This is a genomic window from Pseudomonas sp. 1 R 17, from assembly GCF_900067035.1.
Lineage (GTDB): Bacteria > Pseudomonadota > Gammaproteobacteria > Pseudomonadales > Pseudomonadaceae > Aquipseudomonas > Aquipseudomonas marginalis.
Genome location: NZ_FKLB01000032.1, coordinates 80,557 through 98,360, shown reverse-complemented (window position 1 = coordinate 98,360; position 17,804 = coordinate 80,557). Strand labels below are relative to the sequence as shown.

The 17,804-nt window shown below is 60.4% G+C and carries 18 protein-coding genes; 12 read left to right on the top strand and 6 right to left on the bottom strand.

Annotation, left to right across the window (positions count from 1 at the left end; genetic code table 11):
* Positions 1–55: 55 nt before the first annotated feature.
* The 3 genes from antC to antA all read right to left on the bottom strand — a co-directional run bounded on the left by antC (position 56) and on the right by antA (position 3,152).
* Positions 56–1,063 (bottom strand): anthranilate 1,2-dioxygenase electron transfer component AntC, encoded by a 1,008-nt coding sequence (gene antC / locus BFP99_RS10550; RefSeq protein WP_065947228.1) that lies wholly within the window; start codon positions 1,061–1,063, stop codon positions 56–58.
* Positions 1,064–1,269: 206 nt separating this feature from the next.
* Positions 1,270–1,761, bottom strand: coding sequence for an anthranilate 1,2-dioxygenase small subunit (antB, locus tag BFP99_RS10545; RefSeq protein ID WP_065925950.1), 492 nt, complete (start codon positions 1,759–1,761; stop codon positions 1,270–1,272).
* On the bottom strand, positions 1,761–3,152 hold the full coding sequence (gene antA, locus BFP99_RS10540) for an anthranilate 1,2-dioxygenase large subunit (RefSeq protein WP_065947227.1): 1,392 nt from the start codon (positions 3,150–3,152) through the stop codon (positions 1,761–1,763). The genes antB and antA overlap by 1 nt, the downstream gene beginning before the upstream one ends.
* Positions 3,153–3,464: 312 nt before the next feature.
* Here antA and BFP99_RS10535 point away from each other — a divergent pair, with 312 nt between their 5' ends.
* Positions 3,465–4,457: an AraC family transcriptional regulator gene (locus BFP99_RS10535; protein ID WP_065925952.1), complete on the top strand. Its 993-nt coding sequence runs from the start codon at positions 3,465–3,467 to the stop codon at positions 4,455–4,457.
* A gap of 45 nt (positions 4,458–4,502) precedes the next feature.
* Here BFP99_RS10535 and BFP99_RS10530 read toward each other — a convergent pair whose 3' ends face one another.
* The gene (locus BFP99_RS10530) at positions 4,503–5,378 is read right to left on the bottom strand and encodes a LysR family transcriptional regulator (RefSeq protein ID WP_065925953.1); all 876 of its coding nucleotides are present in this window, start codon (positions 5,376–5,378) and stop codon (positions 4,503–4,505) included.
* Positions 5,379–5,492: 114 nt separating this feature from the next.
* Between BFP99_RS10530 and BFP99_RS10525 the strand changes: the two genes are divergently transcribed.
* The 3 genes from BFP99_RS10525 to catA are packed head-to-tail and all read left to right on the top strand — an operon-like array spanning position 5,493 to position 7,894.
* The gene (locus tag BFP99_RS10525) at positions 5,493–6,620 is read left to right on the top strand and encodes a muconate cycloisomerase family protein (protein WP_065947226.1); all 1,128 of its coding nucleotides are present in this window, start codon (positions 5,493–5,495) and stop codon (positions 6,618–6,620) included.
* A gap of 12 nt (positions 6,621–6,632) precedes the next feature.
* The gene (gene catC / locus BFP99_RS10520; protein WP_027607668.1) at positions 6,633–6,923 is read left to right on the top strand and encodes a muconolactone Delta-isomerase; all 291 of its coding nucleotides are present in this window, start codon (positions 6,633–6,635) and stop codon (positions 6,921–6,923) included.
* A 41-nt stretch (positions 6,924–6,964) separates the two neighbouring features.
* The gene (gene catA, locus BFP99_RS10515) at positions 6,965–7,894 is read left to right on the top strand and encodes a catechol 1,2-dioxygenase (RefSeq protein WP_065925955.1); all 930 of its coding nucleotides are present in this window, start codon (positions 6,965–6,967) and stop codon (positions 7,892–7,894) included.
* Between the two features lie 80 nt (positions 7,895–7,974).
* Here catA and BFP99_RS10510 read toward each other — a convergent pair whose 3' ends face one another.
* Complete coding sequence (locus tag BFP99_RS10510) at positions 7,975–8,448, bottom strand: Lrp/AsnC family transcriptional regulator (RefSeq protein ID WP_003176072.1); 474 nt, start codon at positions 8,446–8,448, stop codon at positions 7,975–7,977.
* Between the two features lie 144 nt (positions 8,449–8,592).
* On the opposite strand from BFP99_RS10510, the gene kynU reads away from it, so the two are divergent.
* A complete protein-coding gene (kynU, locus tag BFP99_RS10505) occupies positions 8,593–9,843 on the top strand; it encodes a kynureninase (RefSeq protein WP_065947225.1) in 1,251 nt (416 codons plus the stop codon).
* Between the two features lie 117 nt (positions 9,844–9,960).
* A complete protein-coding gene (locus BFP99_RS10500; protein WP_065947224.1) occupies positions 9,961–11,367 on the top strand; it encodes an amino acid permease in 1,407 nt (468 codons plus the stop codon).
* Here the strand turns inward: BFP99_RS10500 and BFP99_RS10495 are convergent.
* The gene (locus tag BFP99_RS10495) at positions 11,313–12,209 is read right to left on the bottom strand and encodes a LysR substrate-binding domain-containing protein (RefSeq protein WP_065947223.1); all 897 of its coding nucleotides are present in this window, start codon (positions 12,207–12,209) and stop codon (positions 11,313–11,315) included. The genes BFP99_RS10500 and BFP99_RS10495 overlap by 55 nt on opposite strands.
* Positions 12,210–12,316: 107 nt before the next feature.
* Between BFP99_RS10495 and BFP99_RS10490 the strand changes: the two genes are divergently transcribed.
* The 6 genes from BFP99_RS10490 to BFP99_RS10465 all read left to right on the top strand — a co-directional run bounded on the left by BFP99_RS10490 (position 12,317) and on the right by BFP99_RS10465 (position 17,750).
* Positions 12,317–13,081: a sulfite exporter TauE/SafE family protein gene (locus tag BFP99_RS10490; protein ID WP_065947222.1), complete on the top strand. Its 765-nt coding sequence runs from the start codon at positions 12,317–12,319 to the stop codon at positions 13,079–13,081.
* Between the two features lie 118 nt (positions 13,082–13,199).
* Positions 13,200–13,790: an NAD(P)H-dependent oxidoreductase gene (locus tag BFP99_RS10485; protein WP_065947221.1), complete on the top strand. Its 591-nt coding sequence runs from the start codon at positions 13,200–13,202 to the stop codon at positions 13,788–13,790.
* Positions 13,791–13,820: 30 nt separating this feature from the next.
* Entirely contained in the window at positions 13,821–14,717 is an 897-nt protein-coding gene (locus BFP99_RS10480; protein ID WP_065947220.1) for a LysR family transcriptional regulator, read from the top strand.
* 103 nt (positions 14,718–14,820) lie between these two features.
* Positions 14,821–15,714 (top strand): NAD-dependent epimerase/dehydratase family protein, encoded by an 894-nt coding sequence (locus BFP99_RS10475; RefSeq protein WP_065947219.1) that lies wholly within the window; start codon positions 14,821–14,823, stop codon positions 15,712–15,714.
* A gap of 184 nt (positions 15,715–15,898) precedes the next feature.
* Entirely contained in the window at positions 15,899–17,077 is a 1,179-nt protein-coding gene (locus tag BFP99_RS10470; protein WP_065926022.1) for an AAA family ATPase, read from the top strand.
* On the top strand, positions 17,070–17,750 hold the full coding sequence (locus BFP99_RS10465) for a hypothetical protein (protein WP_065947218.1): 681 nt from the start codon (positions 17,070–17,072) through the stop codon (positions 17,748–17,750). The genes BFP99_RS10470 and BFP99_RS10465 overlap by 8 nt, the downstream gene beginning before the upstream one ends.
* Positions 17,751–17,804 lie beyond the last annotated feature (54 nt).

Sequence of the window (17,804 nt, the reverse complement as noted above, 5' to 3'; positions counted from 1 at the left end):
ACGTTCCCTTCTACTTGTTTTTCTCGGGGTAGAACCCCTCAGAAGTGCTGAGGAGTCAGATATTACTCTGCGTAAACTTTTCGTAATACAGCTGAACGCCATCAAGTGCCTGATCCGCCAGCCATTGTTGGATGGATTCGACCATTGGCGGAGGGCCGCACACGTACATATCCGCCAATCCGTCGCGCAATTCGGCCAGGTCGAAATGCTCGGTGAGGTAGCCGCGCTTGCCGGCCCAGTCGGGGGCGGCATCGCTGAGGACTTCGGTGTAGCGAAAACCCGGCAGTTTCGCCGCATAGGCCGCGATGCGTGGGGCTTCGCATAAGTCCTCGGCGCCGCGTACGCCATAGTAGAGATGCACCGGCTGGTTGCAGCCGGTGGCGGCCAGTTGATCGAGCATGCCCAGCAGCGCCGACAGCCCGGTGCCGCCGGCGACCAGCACCAGCGGTTGGGTCACATGGCGCAGGTAGAACGCACCCAGCGGTGCTTCCATCCGCAGTTCATCGCCGACTTGGCAGCGCTCACGCAGGTAGTTGTTCATCACCCCATCGGGCAGCAAGCGGATCAGGAACTGCAATTGATTGCCCGCCAGGTTGGCGAAGGAGTAGGAACGCCAATGGCCTGTGCCCGGTACCGCAAGGCGCGCATATTGGCCCGGTAGAAAATCCAGCGGCGCATCCAACTGCACCTTCAGGATCGCCGTGCTGGTCGACACCTGTTGCACCTCGCTGACCGTCCCGCGCACTTGCACCGGCCCCGGCGCATTGCACAGGCTTGAGTCAAAGTCGAAGTAGAAGGTGGCGTCGGACTTCACCCGCGTCTGGCAACTGAGCATCTTGCGCTGTTGCAGGTCGAGCCTAGAGAGGGCTTCCTCGTCCACATAGTCCTGGGTGTAGTCACCCGACTCGCACCGCCCCTGGCAGGTGCCGCACACGCCTTCGCGGCAGTCCAGGGGGATCTTGATGCCATTGCGCAGCGCCGCATCCAACAGGATTTCATTTGCGCCCACCGGGAAAAACAGGGTCTTGCCGTCGGCAAAACTGAAGGCCACTTTGTGATTCATGTGTTGTTCTCTGCATATTTATGACGTACGTACGGCCTGTTGTGGTGAGCGGGCTTGCCCCGCGCTGGGCTGCGAAGCAGCCCCATGAGAGTCGCCGCATTTTTCCCGCCAAACCGCAGTGCTTGCACCAAGGGCCGCTGCGCGACCCAGCGCGGGGCAAGCCCGCTCATCACAAAAAGCCCGCTCACCACAACAACAAGGGTGCTTTAGAGGTGATAGAAATCCAGCACCGAATTGATGGTGTCGTTAAGCAGCAGCGCATGCTTGCGAGTGATCAGCCAACTGTCGCCATGGGGCTTGAGGCGATAGGTGGCATGCCCGTAGAACTGCTCCGATGTGGCCAGCCGATAGAACAGCGTGTGCCAGTTCAACCGGACCTCCAGCGTGCCGTCCGCCTGCTCGGCGATGCGTACGTTGTTGATCAGGTGCAAGGTGCGCGGCATCGGTGTAGCGGACGCCGCCTTGCCGGTGCGCAGGCGGAACACGCGGTCTTCCAGGCCCGAACGGTTGGCGTAGTAGATCAGCGACATCTCGCGCTTGGGGTCGCGGGTGTAGACGTGCTCCGAGTCCCATTGCGGCAGGTGGAATTCGCTCTGGGGGTCGAACAACTGCACGTAGGCGTCCCAGTCCTGGGCGTCGCACAGCTCGGACTTAAGGTAGAAAAACTGCTCGATCCGATACTGCAATGGCGCATTCATCATTCCACCTCCCGCAGTGTCAGCGCGTGTTGGTCCAGGCCCTTGAGCAGGAACTGCTGCCAGTTGCGGTGCTGGTTGACGTACAGGCCTTCGTGGGTGAATTCGGTGCCGGTCATGGCCGGCGAGATGCCGATGGCTTCGCTGTTCGGCGTTGGCCCGGTTTCCCAGCGATGGCTGCCGCGTGAAATATCGCTCCAGCGTTCCAGGCGGCCCTGGAAACCACGCTGGGCTTCGCGGAACTCCACCAGGTCGTCCGGTGTGCCCATGCCCGAGACGTTGAAGAAGTCTTCGAACTGGCGAATACGGTTTTCACGGTCGGCGTCGGATTCGCCTTTCACCCCCAGGCACTGGCTGATGATCTCGGTCTTGTTCCACGCCACCGGACGAATGATGCGCAGCTGCGAGCTGATCTGGTCGAGGAAGAACAGGCTCGGGTAGATATTCAGGTTACGCAGGCGGTGCATCATCCACTCGGCCTTCTGCTGGCCGTGCTCTTGTACCAGGCGCGGCATGATGGTGGCGTAGCCGGAGCGCACGCTGGGGTTGGGCATGTCGCTGAACAGCACGCTGTGGCCATTGTTGAAGGCGAACCAGCCGTCATCGGTGTTGGCGTCGCCGGCGCCGAGCTTGCTGTAGTCCAGGGTGCTGGCGGACCCGCTGCCGCTCTCGGTATTCACCTGCTGGCGATGCTGCACCGTGGCCACGTAGTTGTAGTGCACGGTGCTGACGTGATACCCGTCCAGGCCGTTTTCGTTTTGCAGTTTCCAGTTGCCGTCGTAGGTGTAGGCCGACTTGCCCGGCAGCACCTCCAACTCACCAGTGGCGGACTGCGCGACCATCATGTCGAAGAACACTTTGGCGTCGCCGAGGAAGTCTTCCAGGCTGTCACGGCCATTCACATCCAGGCTGATGAAGACAAAACCCTTGTAGCTCTCGATGCGGGCCTTTTTCAGGCCGCGCGTTGCCTTGTCGAAACTTTCCGGATATTCCCCCGGCGCCTTGACCTTCACCAGCCTGCCATCGCTCTTGTAGCACCAGGCGTGGAACGGACAGGTGAAGGTGGACTGGTTGCCTTTGCCGACCCGGGTCAGGGTGGTGCCGCGATGCTGGCAGGCGTTGACCAGCGCATTGAGCCGGCCCTCGCCATCACGGGTAATGATCATCGGCTGGCGCCCGGCGCGCATCGTCACGAAGTCATGATGATTGGCCAGTTCGCTTTCATGGCAGGCGTAGATCCAGTTCTTCTCGAAGATCAACTCCATCTCAAGATCAAACAGCTCCGGCTCGGTGAACATGTCGCGGGCGATGCGGAATACGGCGTCTGCCGGGCGAAAATCCAGGCAGCTCTCGATAAAGCTTTTCCATTGCTCGACGCTTCTTGCACCACTCATGGGAGGCACCTTTTGATAATGGCTGAACAGGTGAGCCATTAAGAGGCTGCGGCAAGGTGGCGGGCTATCCGCTTAATGGGGGAAGGTGGGCCGCAAAGTTGGGCAGCAAATACCCACGGTGGTGCAGGGCGGTGACGCGACGCGCTACCGTCTGGCGAGGCAAGGGGCGTCAACACCTGCGGTTTATCCACATAGTGGACGGTTGCTATCCACCCGGTTGCAATCGGGCCGGCGTGGCGTAGAACTTGCTGTGGAGCCACAACGACGCGCCGCCAGAGCGCGCAACCGCCTGACCGCCGTGGGTGCACACTGATGAATAGTCCTACACGCGATATCCATGTCCAACGCTTCGACCTCGAAGGCGCCCGCAGCTGGATGTCCGGCATTTGCGGGCCGCACCGCCTGGCGACGAGCACGCCCGAGCGCCTGCGCTTTCATCACAGTGCCAACGTGTTCAAGTCCCGGGCCACCACCCTGGGCGTGATCGAATACGGCACCGACGTGACCATCGATATCGAAGACGCCGAGCACTTCAGCAGCTACAGCCTCACGCTGCCGTTGGTGGGTGAGCAGGAGCTGAGCAAGAACGGCCAACGCCTGAGTTCCAACCGTGATCAGGGCGTGATCATTGCGCCCAATGAACACCAGGTGCTGGCCATATCCGGTGACTGCCGCAAGTTGCAGGTGGTGATCACGCGGGCGGCGATGAGCGAGTCGCTGGAGGGCTTGCTGCAACGGCCGGTTGACGCGCCACTGCAATTTGAACCGGTGATGGATGCGGTGGAGGGGGCGTCGGCGTCGTGGTGGCGCATGGCGCGCTACTTCATCGCCGAATTGGAGTGCCGTAGCGAATTGTATGAACAGGCGGCGTTCACCCGTGACCTGGAAAGCTCATTGATCAAGGGCCTGATCCTCGCCCAGCCGAACAACTACTCGGAAGAACTGCGCGCCGTACTGGGGGTGAAACTGCCCCATTACCTGATCCGTGCGCGCCAGTACATTCACGACAACGCCCGCGAGGCGCTGCACCTGGAAGACCTGGAAACCGCTGCCGGGGTGTCGCGGTTCAAGCTGTTCGATGCGTTTCGCAAGTACTTTGCCCTGTCACCCATGGCCTACCTGAAGAAGCACCGGCTGAGTGCGGTGCGCCAGGAAATCCTCGAGCACGGATCGATCCGCACCATCTCCGAGATCGCCTTCGGCTGGGGCTTTACCCACCTGGGGCGGTTCTCGGCGGAGTATCGAAAACTGTTCGATGAATCCCCCAGCCAGACGCTGCAACGCATGCGTATGCGCAGTACTTGAACCTGATGAAGATCAACCTGTGGGAGGGGCGGTACCTGGGCGATTTCAGATCAGTTCTTCAACCAACTGCAGGCAATGACTGAGCCCCGGCGACTGATCATTCACCCGTCGGCTGAGAATGATCGGCGAGGTCGCCGTCGCTTCCACAACCGGCGTGTAGCCGATATCCGCGCGATGCAGCACCTGCACCGACGCCGGCACCAGTGTCACGCCCATGCCCGCACCGACCAGGCCGATGGCGGTCTGCAGTTCGTTGGTCCACTGCGCCACCTTGAGGCTCAGGCCGTGGGCGTCGAACAGTGCAATCACATGGTCGGCATAGCTGGGGCGCGGGTTACCGGGGTAGAGCACAAACGGCTCGGCGGCCAGTTGGGCGAGGGTCGCGGGTGCATCGAGCAATGGGTGGCCGGCGGGCAGCACGGCGACCAACCGATCCTCCACCAGCACGCGCTGGACGATGGCCGGGTCGTCGATACGAATGCGCCCGAAGCCCACGTCGATACGTCCGGCCTTGAGCGCCTCGACCTGCTGCAAGGTGGTCATCTCCGACAGCCCCAACTCCAGTTCCAACGCCTCATGGCTGCGCAACCGCCGGATCAATTCCGGCAGCACGCCATACAAGGTCGACGGCGCAAAGCCGATGCCCAGCCAGGTCTTCTCGCCCTGGCCGATGCGGCGGGTGTTGTCGCAGACCTTGGCCAATTGTTCGAGCAACACATTGGCGTGCTCATAGAAAAACCGCCCGGCTTCGGTCAGCCGCAGCGGTCGGCCACGCTCCAGCAGAATCACGCCCAATTCCTCTTCCAATTGTTGGATCTGCCGGCTCAACGGTGGCTGGGCGATGTGCAGGCGTTCGGCCGCGCGGGTGAAGTTGAGGGTCTGCCCCAACACCTGGAAGTAGCGCAGATGACGCAGTTCCATAACGGCTCCTTTCATACCTTAAGGGTATTGCTCGAGACTAATTCTATATTGGAAGCCAGGAAAAATGCGGCACAGAATCGACGTAAATCTATAAAGAACCCAGCGGGTATTGCCATGCCGATTTGCGCCATCGAGTCGATCGAGACCATTATCGTCGACCTTCCCACCCTTCGCCCGCACAAGCTGGCGATGCACACCCTGCAAAACCAGACGTTGGTAATCATCCGCGTGCGCTGCGCCGACGGCATCGAAGGCATCGGTGAATCCACCACCATCGGCGGCCTGAGCTACGGCAACGAGAGCCCCGAGAGCATCAAGGTCAACATCGACCGTCACTTCGCCCCACTGCTGATCGGCCAGGACGCCAGCAATATCAACGCGGCCATGTTGCGCCTGGAACGCAGCATTCGCGGCAACACCTTTGCCAAATCCGGTATCGAAAGCGCTTTGCTCGACGCCCTCGGCAAGCGCCTTAACCTGCCGGTCAGCGAACTGCTCGGTGGGCGTGTGCGCGATGCACTGCCGGTGGCCTGGACCCTCGCCAGCGGCAATACCGCCCAGGACATTGCCGAGGCCGAAAAGATGCTCGACCTGCGCCGCCACCGCATCTTCAAATTGAAGATCGGTGCCGGTGAAGTTGGCGAGGACCTGGCCCATGTCATCGCGATCAAACAGGCCCTGGGCGAGCGTGCCAGCGTGCGCGTCGACGTCAACCAGGCCTGGGACGAAGCCGTGGCCCTGCGTGCGTGCAAGGTGCTCGGCGACCACGGCGTCGACCTGGTCGAACAGCCGATCTCGCGTAACAACCGTGGCGGCATGGCCCGGCTCAACCTGTCGAGCCCGGCGCCGATCATGGCCGACGAATCCATCGAGTGTGTGGAAGATGCCTTCAACCTGGCCCGTGAAGGCGCGGCCTCGGTGTTCGCCCTGAAGATCGCCAAGAACGGCGGCCCCCGCGCGGTATTGCGCACCGCCGCGATTGCCGAGGCCGCTGGTATCGGCCTGTACGGCGGCACCATGCTGGAAGGGGGGATCGGCACCCTGGCGTCGGCGCATGCCTTCCTCACGCTGAACAAACTGGCGTGGGGCACCGAGTTGTTCGGCCCGCTGTTGCTGACCGAAGACATTCTTGCCGAGCCGCCGCTGTACCGCGATTTCCAGCTGCATGTCTCCCACATGCCGGGCCTGGGCCTGGCCATCGATGAGGAGCGCCTGGCGTTCTTCCGTCGTGACAAACACTAAGAGGCGCCGCCCATGTTGTTCCACGTAAAAATGACCGTGAACCTGCCCGTCGACATGCACCCCGAGCGCGCCGCCAGCCTCAAGGCCGACGAAAAGGCCTTTGCCCAGCGTCTGCAGCACCAGGGCAAATGGCGCCACTTATGGCGCATCGCCGGGCTCTACGCCAACTACAGCGTGTTCGACGTCGACAGCGTGCAAGAACTGCATGACCTGCTGATGCAACTGCCGCTTTACCCCTACATGGCCATCGAAGTGAATGCCTTGTGCCGGCACCCTTCGTCGATCCATGAAGACGACCGCTAGGCCGGTTTTCACCCTGATAACTACAAGATGAGGAACGCACCATGTCCATCCGACTGTCCCAGACTGCCCAGGCCCAACGGTTTCTCGAAGAAGCCAGCGGCAACCTCACTGACGGCGGCAACCCGCGCACCAAGGCGCTGATCTACCGGATCCTGCGCGATACGGTAAACATCATCGAAGACCTGGACGTGACCCCGGAAGAGTTCTGGAAGGCGGTCAACTACCTCAACGAACTGGGCAAGCACCAGGAGGCCGGACTGCTCGCCGCCGGGCTCGGCCTGGAGCATTACCTGGATATGCTGATGGACGCCGCCGACGAGGAAGCCGGCAAGTCCGGTGGTACCCCGCGCACCATCGAAGGTCCGCTGTATGTGGCCGGCGCGCCGCTGTCGAAGTACGAGGCGCGGCTGGACGATGGCAAGGACGACGCTGTGCCGCTGTTTATGCGCGGGCAGGTGCGCGACACCGACGGCAAGCCGTTGGCGGGGGCGATTGTCGATGTGTGGCAGGCCAATACCGGCGGTACGTATTCGTGGTTCGACCCGACGCAATCCGAATTCAACCTGCGCCGCCGTATCGAGACCGACGCCCAGGGCAACTACCGCTTTCGCAGCATCGTGCCGTCGGGCTACGGCTGCCCGCCGACCGGGCCGACCCAGCAGTTGCTCGATCAACTGGGGCGTCACGGGCAGCGCCCGGCGCATATCCACTTCTTCATCTCGGCGCCGGGGTATCGGCACCTGACCACCCAGATCAACCTGTCGGATGACCCGTACCTGCACGATGATTTTGCCTACGCGACGCGGGACGAATTGATTGCCGAGATTCGCTTCAGTGACGATCAGCAACTGGCGCGGGAGTTTGGCGTGGAGGGGCGGTTTGCACAGATTGATTTTGACTTTGAGTTGCAGACCGCCGCAGCGCCGGTAGAGCAAAAACGCATGCAGCGGGTTCGCGCGTTGGAGGATTGATCAACACGGTCAAAAATGTGGGAGGGGGCAAGTCGAGTCGTCGCACCGCCCCTCCCACATTTGATCGGTGTCGTGGCTGACTATTTGCGAACGACCAGATCAAGCACCTCATCCCGATCCTTGATCTTCTGCAACACAATCTCCGAGCGGATATCCATCACCCCCGCCGTGCGGTTCAGGTGGTTCACGATAAAGTCCGAAAAGTGCTTGAGGTTGCGTGCCTGCACCCGCAGCACATAGTTGCTGGCGCCGGTGATCACGTAGGCGCTGGCCACTTCCGGCCAGCCTTGCACCTTCTTGATAAACGTCTCATGCCAATCCTCCACATCCTGGCGCAATGACAGGTGGACGATGGCCTCCAGTTCAATCCCCAACTGCTCGGCATTTAACACTGCACGGTAGCCGCTGATAATCCCTTCGCTCTCCAGCAGGCGTAGACGACGCAGGCAGGCAGAGGGCGACAACGCGACTTTTTCCGCCAGTTCCTGGTTGCTGATACGGCCATCCTGTTGCAGGAAATGCAGGAGGCGCAGGTCGGTGGCGTCAAGGATCATGGTTAGAATAAATCCGCGTATTTAGGGGTTAAATTCGAATTTCCTACAGCTTAATTAGCCTGTTACCCACCACTTTGCACGAAAATTCTCTAAATCTTCGTTCATTATTTGCTGCATCCTCACTGACAAAAACCAGGACAACCCATGACCCCTCGCAGCCATTGCCAAGCCCTCGACACCCAGGACCCGCTGGCGCCGCTACGTCAGCAGTTCGCCTTGCCGCAGGACGTTATCTACTTGGACGGCAACTCCCTCGGTGCGCGTCCGGTGGCGGCGTTGGCGCGGGCGCAGGCGGTCATCGCGCAAGAGTGGGGCAATGGCTTGATCCGCAGTTGGAACAGCGCCGGCTGGGCCGACTTGTCCCAGCGCCTGGGCAACCGCCTGGCGCCGCTGATCGGTGCGCGGGGCGGTGAGGTGGTGATCACCGACACTACCTCGATCAACCTGTTCAAGGTGCTCAGCGCCGCCTTGAGCGTGCAGCGCCAACGTGAGCCGGCGCGCAAGGTGATCGTCAGCGAAGCGAGCAACTTCCCCACCGATTTGTACATCGCCCAGGGCCTCGCCGAGTTGCTGCAACAGGGCTATTCCCTGCGCCTGGTCAACAGCCCGGATGAACTGCCCCGGGCCATCGACGGCGACGTGGCGGTGGTGATGCTCACCCACGTCAACTACAAGACCGGCTACATGTACGACATGCAGGCGCTCACCGCCTTGAGCCATGAATGCGGCGCGCTGAGCATCTGGGACCTGGCGCATTCGGCGGGCGCAGTGCCCATCGACCTGCACGGGGCCGGTGCTGACTATGCGATTGGCTGCACTTACAAATACCTCAACGGCGGCCCCGGCTCCCAGGCGTTCGTGTGGGTCAACCCGGCGTTGGTAGACCTGGTGCACCAGCCGCTGTCGGGCTGGTTCGGGCATACCCGGCAGTTCGCCATGGAATCCAGCTATGCGCCGAGCGTCGGCATCGCCCGCTACCTGTGCGGCACCCAGCCGATCACGTCGCTGGCGATGGTGGAATGCGGCCTGGAGATTTTCGAACAGACCGACATGGCCCGCCTGCGCAGCAAATCCCTGGCGCTGACCGACCTGTTTATCGAGTTGGTCGAAAGCCGCTGCGCCGCCCACAACCTTGTGCTGATCACTCCCCGTGAACACGCTCGGCGTGGCAGCCATGTGAGCTTCGAACACCCGGAGGGATATGCGGTGATCCAGGCCCTGATCGCACGTGGCGTGATCGGTGATTACCGCGAGCCGCGCATCATGCGTTTTGGGTTTACGCCGCTGTACACGAGTTTTACCGAGGTGTGGGATGCGGTGGAAATCCTCGGTGAGATTCTCGACAACGGCACCTGGGACCAGCCGCAATTCAAGGTCCGCCACAGCGTCACCTGAAGATAATGCAGATCAAAATGTGGGAGGGGCGGTGCGACGATTCGACTTGCCCCCTCCCACAGGGGATTTGCGTCAATATCCAAATAGTGCAACCACAATAATAAAGGGGCACACCACGTGAGCACACCCGACAACGGCTTTGCCGAGATCACCCACCGCGAACTGGGCCTGAGGCGCCAGCTCACTTCCGGCCAGATGAGCATGATCGCCATCGGTGGCGCCATCGGCACCGGGCTGTTCATGGGCAGCGCCTATGCCATCGGCTACGCCGGGCCCAGCGTGCTGGTGAGCTACGCGATCGGCGCGTTGATCACCTTGCTGCTGATGGGCTGCCTGGCCGAGATGACGGTGGCCCATTCCACCTCGGGCTCTTTCGGCGCCTATGCCGAGTTCTACATCAGCCCGCTGGCCGGGTTCCTGGTGCGTTATGCCTACTGGGCGGCGATTGTGCTGGCGGTGGGGGCCGAGGTTACGGCGGTGGCGATGTACATGAAGTACTGGTTCGCCCACGTGCCGGAATGGGTGTGGATCGTGTCGTTTTCCAGCGTGCTGATCCTGCTCAACGCCATCAGCGTCAAGACTTTCGGCAACTTCGAATACTGGTTTTCGACGATCAAGATCAGCGCCATCGTCGGCTTCATCATCCTCGCGGTGTACGTGGTATTCGGCTCCGGCAACCCGCAATACGGGGTGCAGAACTACACGGCCCACGACGGGTTTTTCCCCCAGGGCTTGAGCGGCATGTGGATCGCCGTGATCGTGTCGATCTTCAGCTACCTGAGCGTCGAGATGATTGCCGTGGCTGCCGGTGAGGCGGCGGACCCGGAGCAGGCCGTGAAGAAAGCCTTTCGCGCGACCATCGTGCGGCTGGTGGTGTTTTACCTGCTGACCCTGGCGCTGATGCTCGCCATCGTGCCATGGAACCAGGCCGGCCAGGCCCAGAGCCCGTTCGTCACGGTGATGCAGACCATCGGCATTCCCGGCGCCACCGGGGTAATGAATTTCGTGATCCTGATTGCGGCCTTGTCGGCGATGAACAGCCAGCTCTACATCACCACGCGCATGATGTTCAGCCTGTCCCGCGCCGGCTTTGCGCCCAGGTCCATGGGGGCGTTGAGCAAGAGCGGCATTCCGCTGAATGCCTTGCTGTTGTCCAGCTCGGGCATCGCCCTGGCGACGCTGTTGAACCTGGTGTACCCGGAAAGTTCGTTCACCCTGATGATGGCGATCTCGATGTTTGGCGCGATCTTCACCTGGTTCATGATCTTCCTCACGCACCTGTTCTTCCGGCGCTATCGCAAGCGTCATGGCGGCGCGAAGCTGTCGTTCCAGTTGCGCCTGTTTCCCTACAGCACGTTATTGGGGCTGATGCTGATGGGCGCGGTGATGATCACCACGTACTTCACCGAAGCGTTCAAGATGACCCTGGTGTTTGGCGTGCCGTTCCTGCTGATTCTGTCCGCGGTGTATTACGGGTTTTTCCGCAAGGGCAGGGCCAAGGCATCGAACAAGGCCTTGGCGTAACCCGGCAATTGTTCGAACGAACGCGCGCATAACAGCAACGTGCGGCAAGCCCACTCTTCCTGCAACGGCTGGGCGATGAAGCGGCGCGGCGCTGGCCAGCGCGCCAGCGCCGCCTGGGGCACGATGCCCAGGCCGGCGCCGCGGGCCACCATGCGAATCAACCCGTCAAAACCGTCGGCGCGGATGCGCGTCTGCACACGAAAGCCCGCGTGCAGTGCCTGTTCTTCCAGGTACACCGCGAGTGCGCTGGCGGCGGCCAGACCCACGTAGTCATATTGCAGGCTGTCGACAAAGCTCACCGTGCCGCCCGCCAGGGGATGGTCGTGCGGCATGATCAGCGCCAGCGGGTCGTCGCGAAAGGGCAAAGTCTGCAAGCCATGGGTGTCCACGGCGTCGGAGATGATCCCCAGCTCCGCCGTGCCCTGGCGCAAGGCCTGGGTGATGCGCAGGCTGGGCAATTCCTGCAGGTCGATATCGAGGTTGGGGTGTTCGCGCAGAAAGTCCGCGAGCAGTTCCGGCAGGTATTCGCTGAGCGCAGTGGTGTTGCACAGCAGGCGCACCTGGCCTTTGACGCCCTTGGCATATTCCGCCAGGTCCTGTTGCAGGTGCTCGGCCTGTTGCAACAACAGGCGGGCGTGACGGGCCAGGGCCTTGCCTGCCGGTGTGGGGGTGACGCCGCGACGTCCACGCTGGAGAAACTCGATGCCCAACGACGCCTCCATCGCCCGGATGCGGGCACTGGCGGCGGCCAGGGATAAATGGCTGCGGGCCGCGCCGGCGGTGATGTTGCCGGTGTCGAGGGTGTGCAGGTAGAGGCGCAGGTCGATCAGGTCAAAGTGCATGGCTGATGGCTCGAGGGAGTAGACGGGCCTCAGGCTCACGCAAAACAAGAGGCTGCCTCAGTATATGGCGAATTTTAGAGCGCATCGAAAAGTCGCACACTCTGCCCATGAATACCTTCCTCGCGTTTTACCAGAACCTCGGCCCCGCCCTTACCTTGCTGGTGATCGGCACCTTCCTGCTGGCCGGTACGGTCAAGGGTATCATCGGCCTGGGCCTGCCCACTGTCGCCATGGGCATGCTCGGCCTGGCTATGTTACCGGCGCAGGCTGCGGCATTACTGATCATCCCTTCGACCGTCACCAACCTGTGGCAATTGGCATTCGGCGGGCACCTGAGTGCGTTGCTCCGGCGGCTGTGGCCGATGTTGCTGCTGATTTTCCTCGGCACTGGGCTGGGCACGGTGTGGCTGGGGATGGACGGCGGGCAATGGGTGGTGCACGCACTGGGCGCGGCGTTGCTGGCGTATGCACTGAGCGGACTGTTCCTGCCCACGTTCAAGGTCAAGGCCCGGACCGAGCGTTGGCTGGGCCCGGTGTGCGGGCTGATCACCGGCCTCATCACCTCGGCCACCGGTGTGTTTGTGATTCCTGCCGTACCGTACCTGCAGGCACTGGGTTTGAATCGCGATCAACTGGTGCAGGCGTTGGGGTTGTCGTTCACGGTATCGACCCTGGCCCTGGCCGCCGGTCTAGCCTGGCGCGGCACCTTGGGCGCTGGCGCAATCAATGCCTCGTTGCTGGCCTTGGTGCCGGCGCTGCTGGGCATGTGGCTGGGCCAGGTGGTGCGCCAGCGCATCAGTGCGGTGCTGTTCAAGCGGGTATTTTTTATCGGCATGGCACTGCTGGGCGGGCATTTGCTGATCGGCGGTTAACAATTAGTGATCCATTCGTGCCTTGTGGTCAAAGGTATTTTGCCCGGTGCCGGCTTATTCCGAAGGGCCGAGGTGGATAGGCTGCGTCCAGACATTTTCAACCTTCTGGATGCTTCCCATGAAAAAAGTACTCTTGCTCAACGGCGGTAAAAAGTTCGCCCACTCCGATGGCCGCTACAACACCACCCTGCATGACACCGCCTTGGCGGTATTGGACCGAGGCGGTATCGACGTCAAGGTCACCCATATCGACGAAGGCTACGACGTGGCTGAAGAGGTCGCCAAATTCCTCTGGGCAGACGTGATCATCTACCAGATGCCCGGCTGGTGGATGGGCGCGCCGTGGATCGTCAAGAAGTACATCGACGAAGTCTTCACCGAGGGCCACGGCAGCCTGTACGCCAGCGATGGCCGCACCCGTTCCGACGCCTCGCAGAAATACGGCAGCGGTGGGCTGGTCCAGGGCAAGCACTACATGCTGTCACTGACCTGGAATGCACCGCAGCAAGCCTTCGACGATCCGACCGATTTCTTCGAAGCCAAGGGCGTGGATGCGGTGTACTTCCCGTTCCACAAAGCCAACGAGTTCCTCGGCATGACCGGCCTGCCGACCTTCGTGTGCGTGGACGTGATGAAACGCCCGGCCATCGAGGTGGATGTGGCGCGCTACGAACAGCATCTGGCGCGGGTGTTCAACCTCTCGGTGTAAGCTGCGGTACACCGATAACGAGGACCGCCCGTGAAAGCCCGATCCGATGAGCTACAGATCTTCGTCAGCGTGATTGAGTGCGGCTCGATTTCCGCCGCCGCGGAGCAGGTCGGGCAGACGCCATCGGCGGTCAGTCGCACCCTGTCGCGCCTGGAAGCCAAGCTTGAGACCACGCTGATCAACCGCACCACGCGGCGCATGGACCTGACCGAGGAGGGCAAGTACTTCTTCGAGCAGGCCAAGCTCATCCTGGCGCAGATGGACGAGCTGGAAGAGCGCCTGTCGTCACGTCAGAAGAACCCCGCCGGACGCCTGCGCATCAATGCCGCCGTGCCGTTCATGCTGCATGGGATCGTGCCCTACATCGCCGAATTCCGCCGTTTGTACCCGCAGATCCAGCTGGAGTTGAACAGCGATGACCTGATCATCGACCTGCTGGAACAGAGCACCGATATTGCGATTCGCATCGGTGCCCTGGCCGACTCAACCCTGCATGCGCGATCCCTGGGCTGTACGCCGCTGCATATCCTCGCCAGCCCTGATTACCTCAAACAGTACGGCACGCCGACGACGGTCGCCGAGTTGGCTGACCACACCCTGCTGGGCTTTACCCAGACCGAAACCCTCAACCACTGGCCGCTGCGCCATGTGGAAGGTGACCGCTGGCTGATCGAGCCCAGCGTGGCCGCGTCCAGTGGTGAAACCCTGCGCCAGTTGGCGTTGGAAGGGCAGGGCATTTGTTGCCTGTCGAACTTCATGACCGTCGAAGACATCAATGCCGGGCGCCTGGTGCCGGTGCTGGAGGCGTTCAACAGCGGGTATCGCCAACCGATCCACGCGGTGTTCTACCGCAACTCGCAATTGGCGCTGCGCATCCAGTGCTTCCTGGACTTTATCCAGGCCAAGCTGGCGCGGTATGCCTGCTGATTCGTGACCCTCACGCAAGAGTGAATTGGGCGGTGCGGGCTTATTCGTCAGGGATGAGTCCGTAACAATGGACCCATCACTTACCCCGTCAGGAGCACTCTCCATGCACGTATTCATTACCGGCGCAGCCGGTTTTATCGGCGGTTCCATCGCCACCGGCCTGGTCAAGGCCGGTCACACGGTCACCGGCCTGGTACGTAGCGCCGAGCAAGCGGCTGAAATGACCGCCCTGGGCATCAACCCGGTGATCGGCACCCTCGACGATGCTGCTGTGTTGACCGAGCAAGCGCACAAAGCCGATGCAGTGATCAATGCCGCGAGCAGCGACCATCGTGCTGCGGTGGAAACCCTGCTGGCCGCACTGAAAGGTTCGGACAAGCCATTCCTGCACACCAGCGGTTCGAGCATCGTGGGGGATGCGTCGGGCGGTAAGTCCAGCGATGTCATCTATTTCGAAGACAGCCTGCCGGAACCGACCGTCGACAAGGCTGCCCGCGTGGCCATCGACAACCTGATCCTGGCGGCCGCAAAAGACGGCGTGAACTCAGCGGTGATCTGCAACACGCTGATCTACGGCCACAGTCTCGGTGTGAAGCGCGACAGCGTGCAACTGCCGCGCTTGCTCAAGCAGGCACGCAAGAGCGGTGTGGTGCGCCATGTCGGCACCGGGCAGAACATCTGGTCCAACGTGCACATTGAAGACGTGGTGGCGCTGTACCTGCTGGCACTGACTCGCAACGTGCCGGGTACGTTCTACTTTGTGGAAAGCGGCGAGGCCTCGTTTATCGACATGACCACGGCGATTGCCCAAGCCCTGAACCTGGGCCGGCCGCAGGATTGGCCGTTGGCCGAGGCTGAGGCCGAGTGGGGCTATGAAATGGCCAACTATGGCCTGGGCTCCAACAGCCGCGTGCGCGGCAGGCATGCCCGCGAGTTGCTGGGCTGGGCGCCGAAGCGTACGTCCGTAGTCGAGTGGATTCGCCACGAGATGGTTTAACAGAGGTGGGACACGGAGGGTATGCAGCTTAAGCGGTCGCCATTGGGCGGCCGTTTGTGTTTATGGACTGAATGAACGTGTACATGGATTGCGTGAAAGGCTTCCAGCCTAGAGAATGCAAGGATTCTGTTATCAGGCTTATGCCCGCCTGCGGTTTTTGGCGATGAAAGACTTGGAGTCTCGAATGATAAAAACCATAGTGATTAAAGGCTTCAAGTCTATTCCAGAGTTGACGCTAGAGTTAGGACGAGTTAATTGCTTTATCGGCGCCAACGGTGTCGGTAAAAGTAATATCTTGGAGGCCATTGGTGTTTTGGGCGCAGCAGCAAACGGCGTAGTTGATTCGGAGTCTCTTCTGCGACGTGGCGTCAGACCTGGTTTGCCGAGACTTTACAAAACGTCGTTCACCGGCGGAAGAACGCCGCCAGAAATTCGATTGAGTGCCATAGGTGCTCAAAGTGAGGAATATCGAACTTCAATTTTGAACCCTATTGATAAGCCTGAGCCGGCTTGGGAGTTCAAGACAGAGTATCTACGAGATTCGAATACTGAGATTCTGACTGCCGGTGTCAGAAGTTTGAAAAATTTGAAACCTACTGCTGGATTGGCGGCACTTAAGTTGGTGGATCTTTCACCGGATAACCCGGCTGCCAAATTGATGCAGCAGTTGCAGGACTACGCGATTTATAGCCCGAATACACCCACCCTACGGGCAATGGTGGCTGACCCGCAAACGCGTTCACCGCTGGGGTTGTCGGGCGGGCGGCTGGCTGACGCATTTGCTGAACTCAAGAGTGCTTTGGACGCTGATCCGCAATTGATGGACTCCGTACTGGAGTTAATCGACTGGGTTATCGATATTGACGCCGTATCAACGGCAAATTCTTTATTGTCACCCTCGGTATCCCGTACTGGCCAAAGCGTTCTAAAGCTTACTGATCGATATATGAAAAGTGGGCGCAACTCTCTCACGGCATACGACGCCAGTGAGGGCGCTTTGTACGTATTGTTCAGTGCAATTCTATGTTTATCTCCTGCCGCGCCGATGGTGCTTGCGATTGACAATCTGGATCAAGCCTTGAACCCGCGTCTTGCCATGCGGCTGACTGAAAAACTGTCTTATTGGTTGAAGAAAAACGATGCCCGCAGACAGCTACTGTTTACAACTCATAACCCTGCCGTACTTGATGGACTTGACCTTTCGGATGATGAAATTCGTTTATTTGCGGTTGATCGCAATAGTGAAGGCCATACCAGTGTTATTCGGATAGAGCCAACCGAAAAGCTACTGAAAATGAACAAAGAATATCCGCTGTCCCGGCTATGGATGATGGGGCACCTAGGGGCGCTGCCCAATGTCTGACTTGCGCATCGCGTTGATCGCCGAAGGAAAAACCGACCTGGTGGTGGTGGAGGCTGCTCTTAAGGCGATTTTATTAGAGCCGTTTGTTCTCAAACTGATACAACCAGAAGCATCTTCACGTGAACTGGGTGAGGGCTGGGGTGGTGTTGCCAAGTGGTGTCATCAAAGTGTCGAGCGCGGTGAGGGCGTATTGCATGATGATCCAACACTTTTTTTGTATGACTTTTACATCATTCATTTGGACGCTGATGTGGCTGGCATGACGTATGCGCATGCCAGGCTTGAAGAGCTTGCTCAGCAACACAGTTGGGGCGCGTTGCCGTGTCAGATGCCGTGTCCTGTTGCACAGGATTCGGTTACCGCTTTGCGTACCGTCCTGCTGTCCTGGCTAGGCAATCCTGTTCCCACAAGCAAGACAGTGATTTGTATTCCCTCCAAGGCTATTGAGTCTTGGTTGGCGGCCGCCATCCTCCCGGCGACTGCAACTGCGCTTACAGATATCGAATGCAATTTTAATATGAAAACGGTATTGGCTCAGTTGCCCAAGGCGTCCCGGATCAACAAGCGAGCTGACTACATATTGAGAGCCCCTTTAGTCCAGAGTAGATGGAAGCGGGTATGTCAGCTTTGCACCCAGGCCGATGTCTTTGATCAGGATGTCAGAGCTGTGTAGTCTTCGTCGGCTGTTAAGATTCCCGCGATTTTCACACCCTTCAAAAAAGGCGAT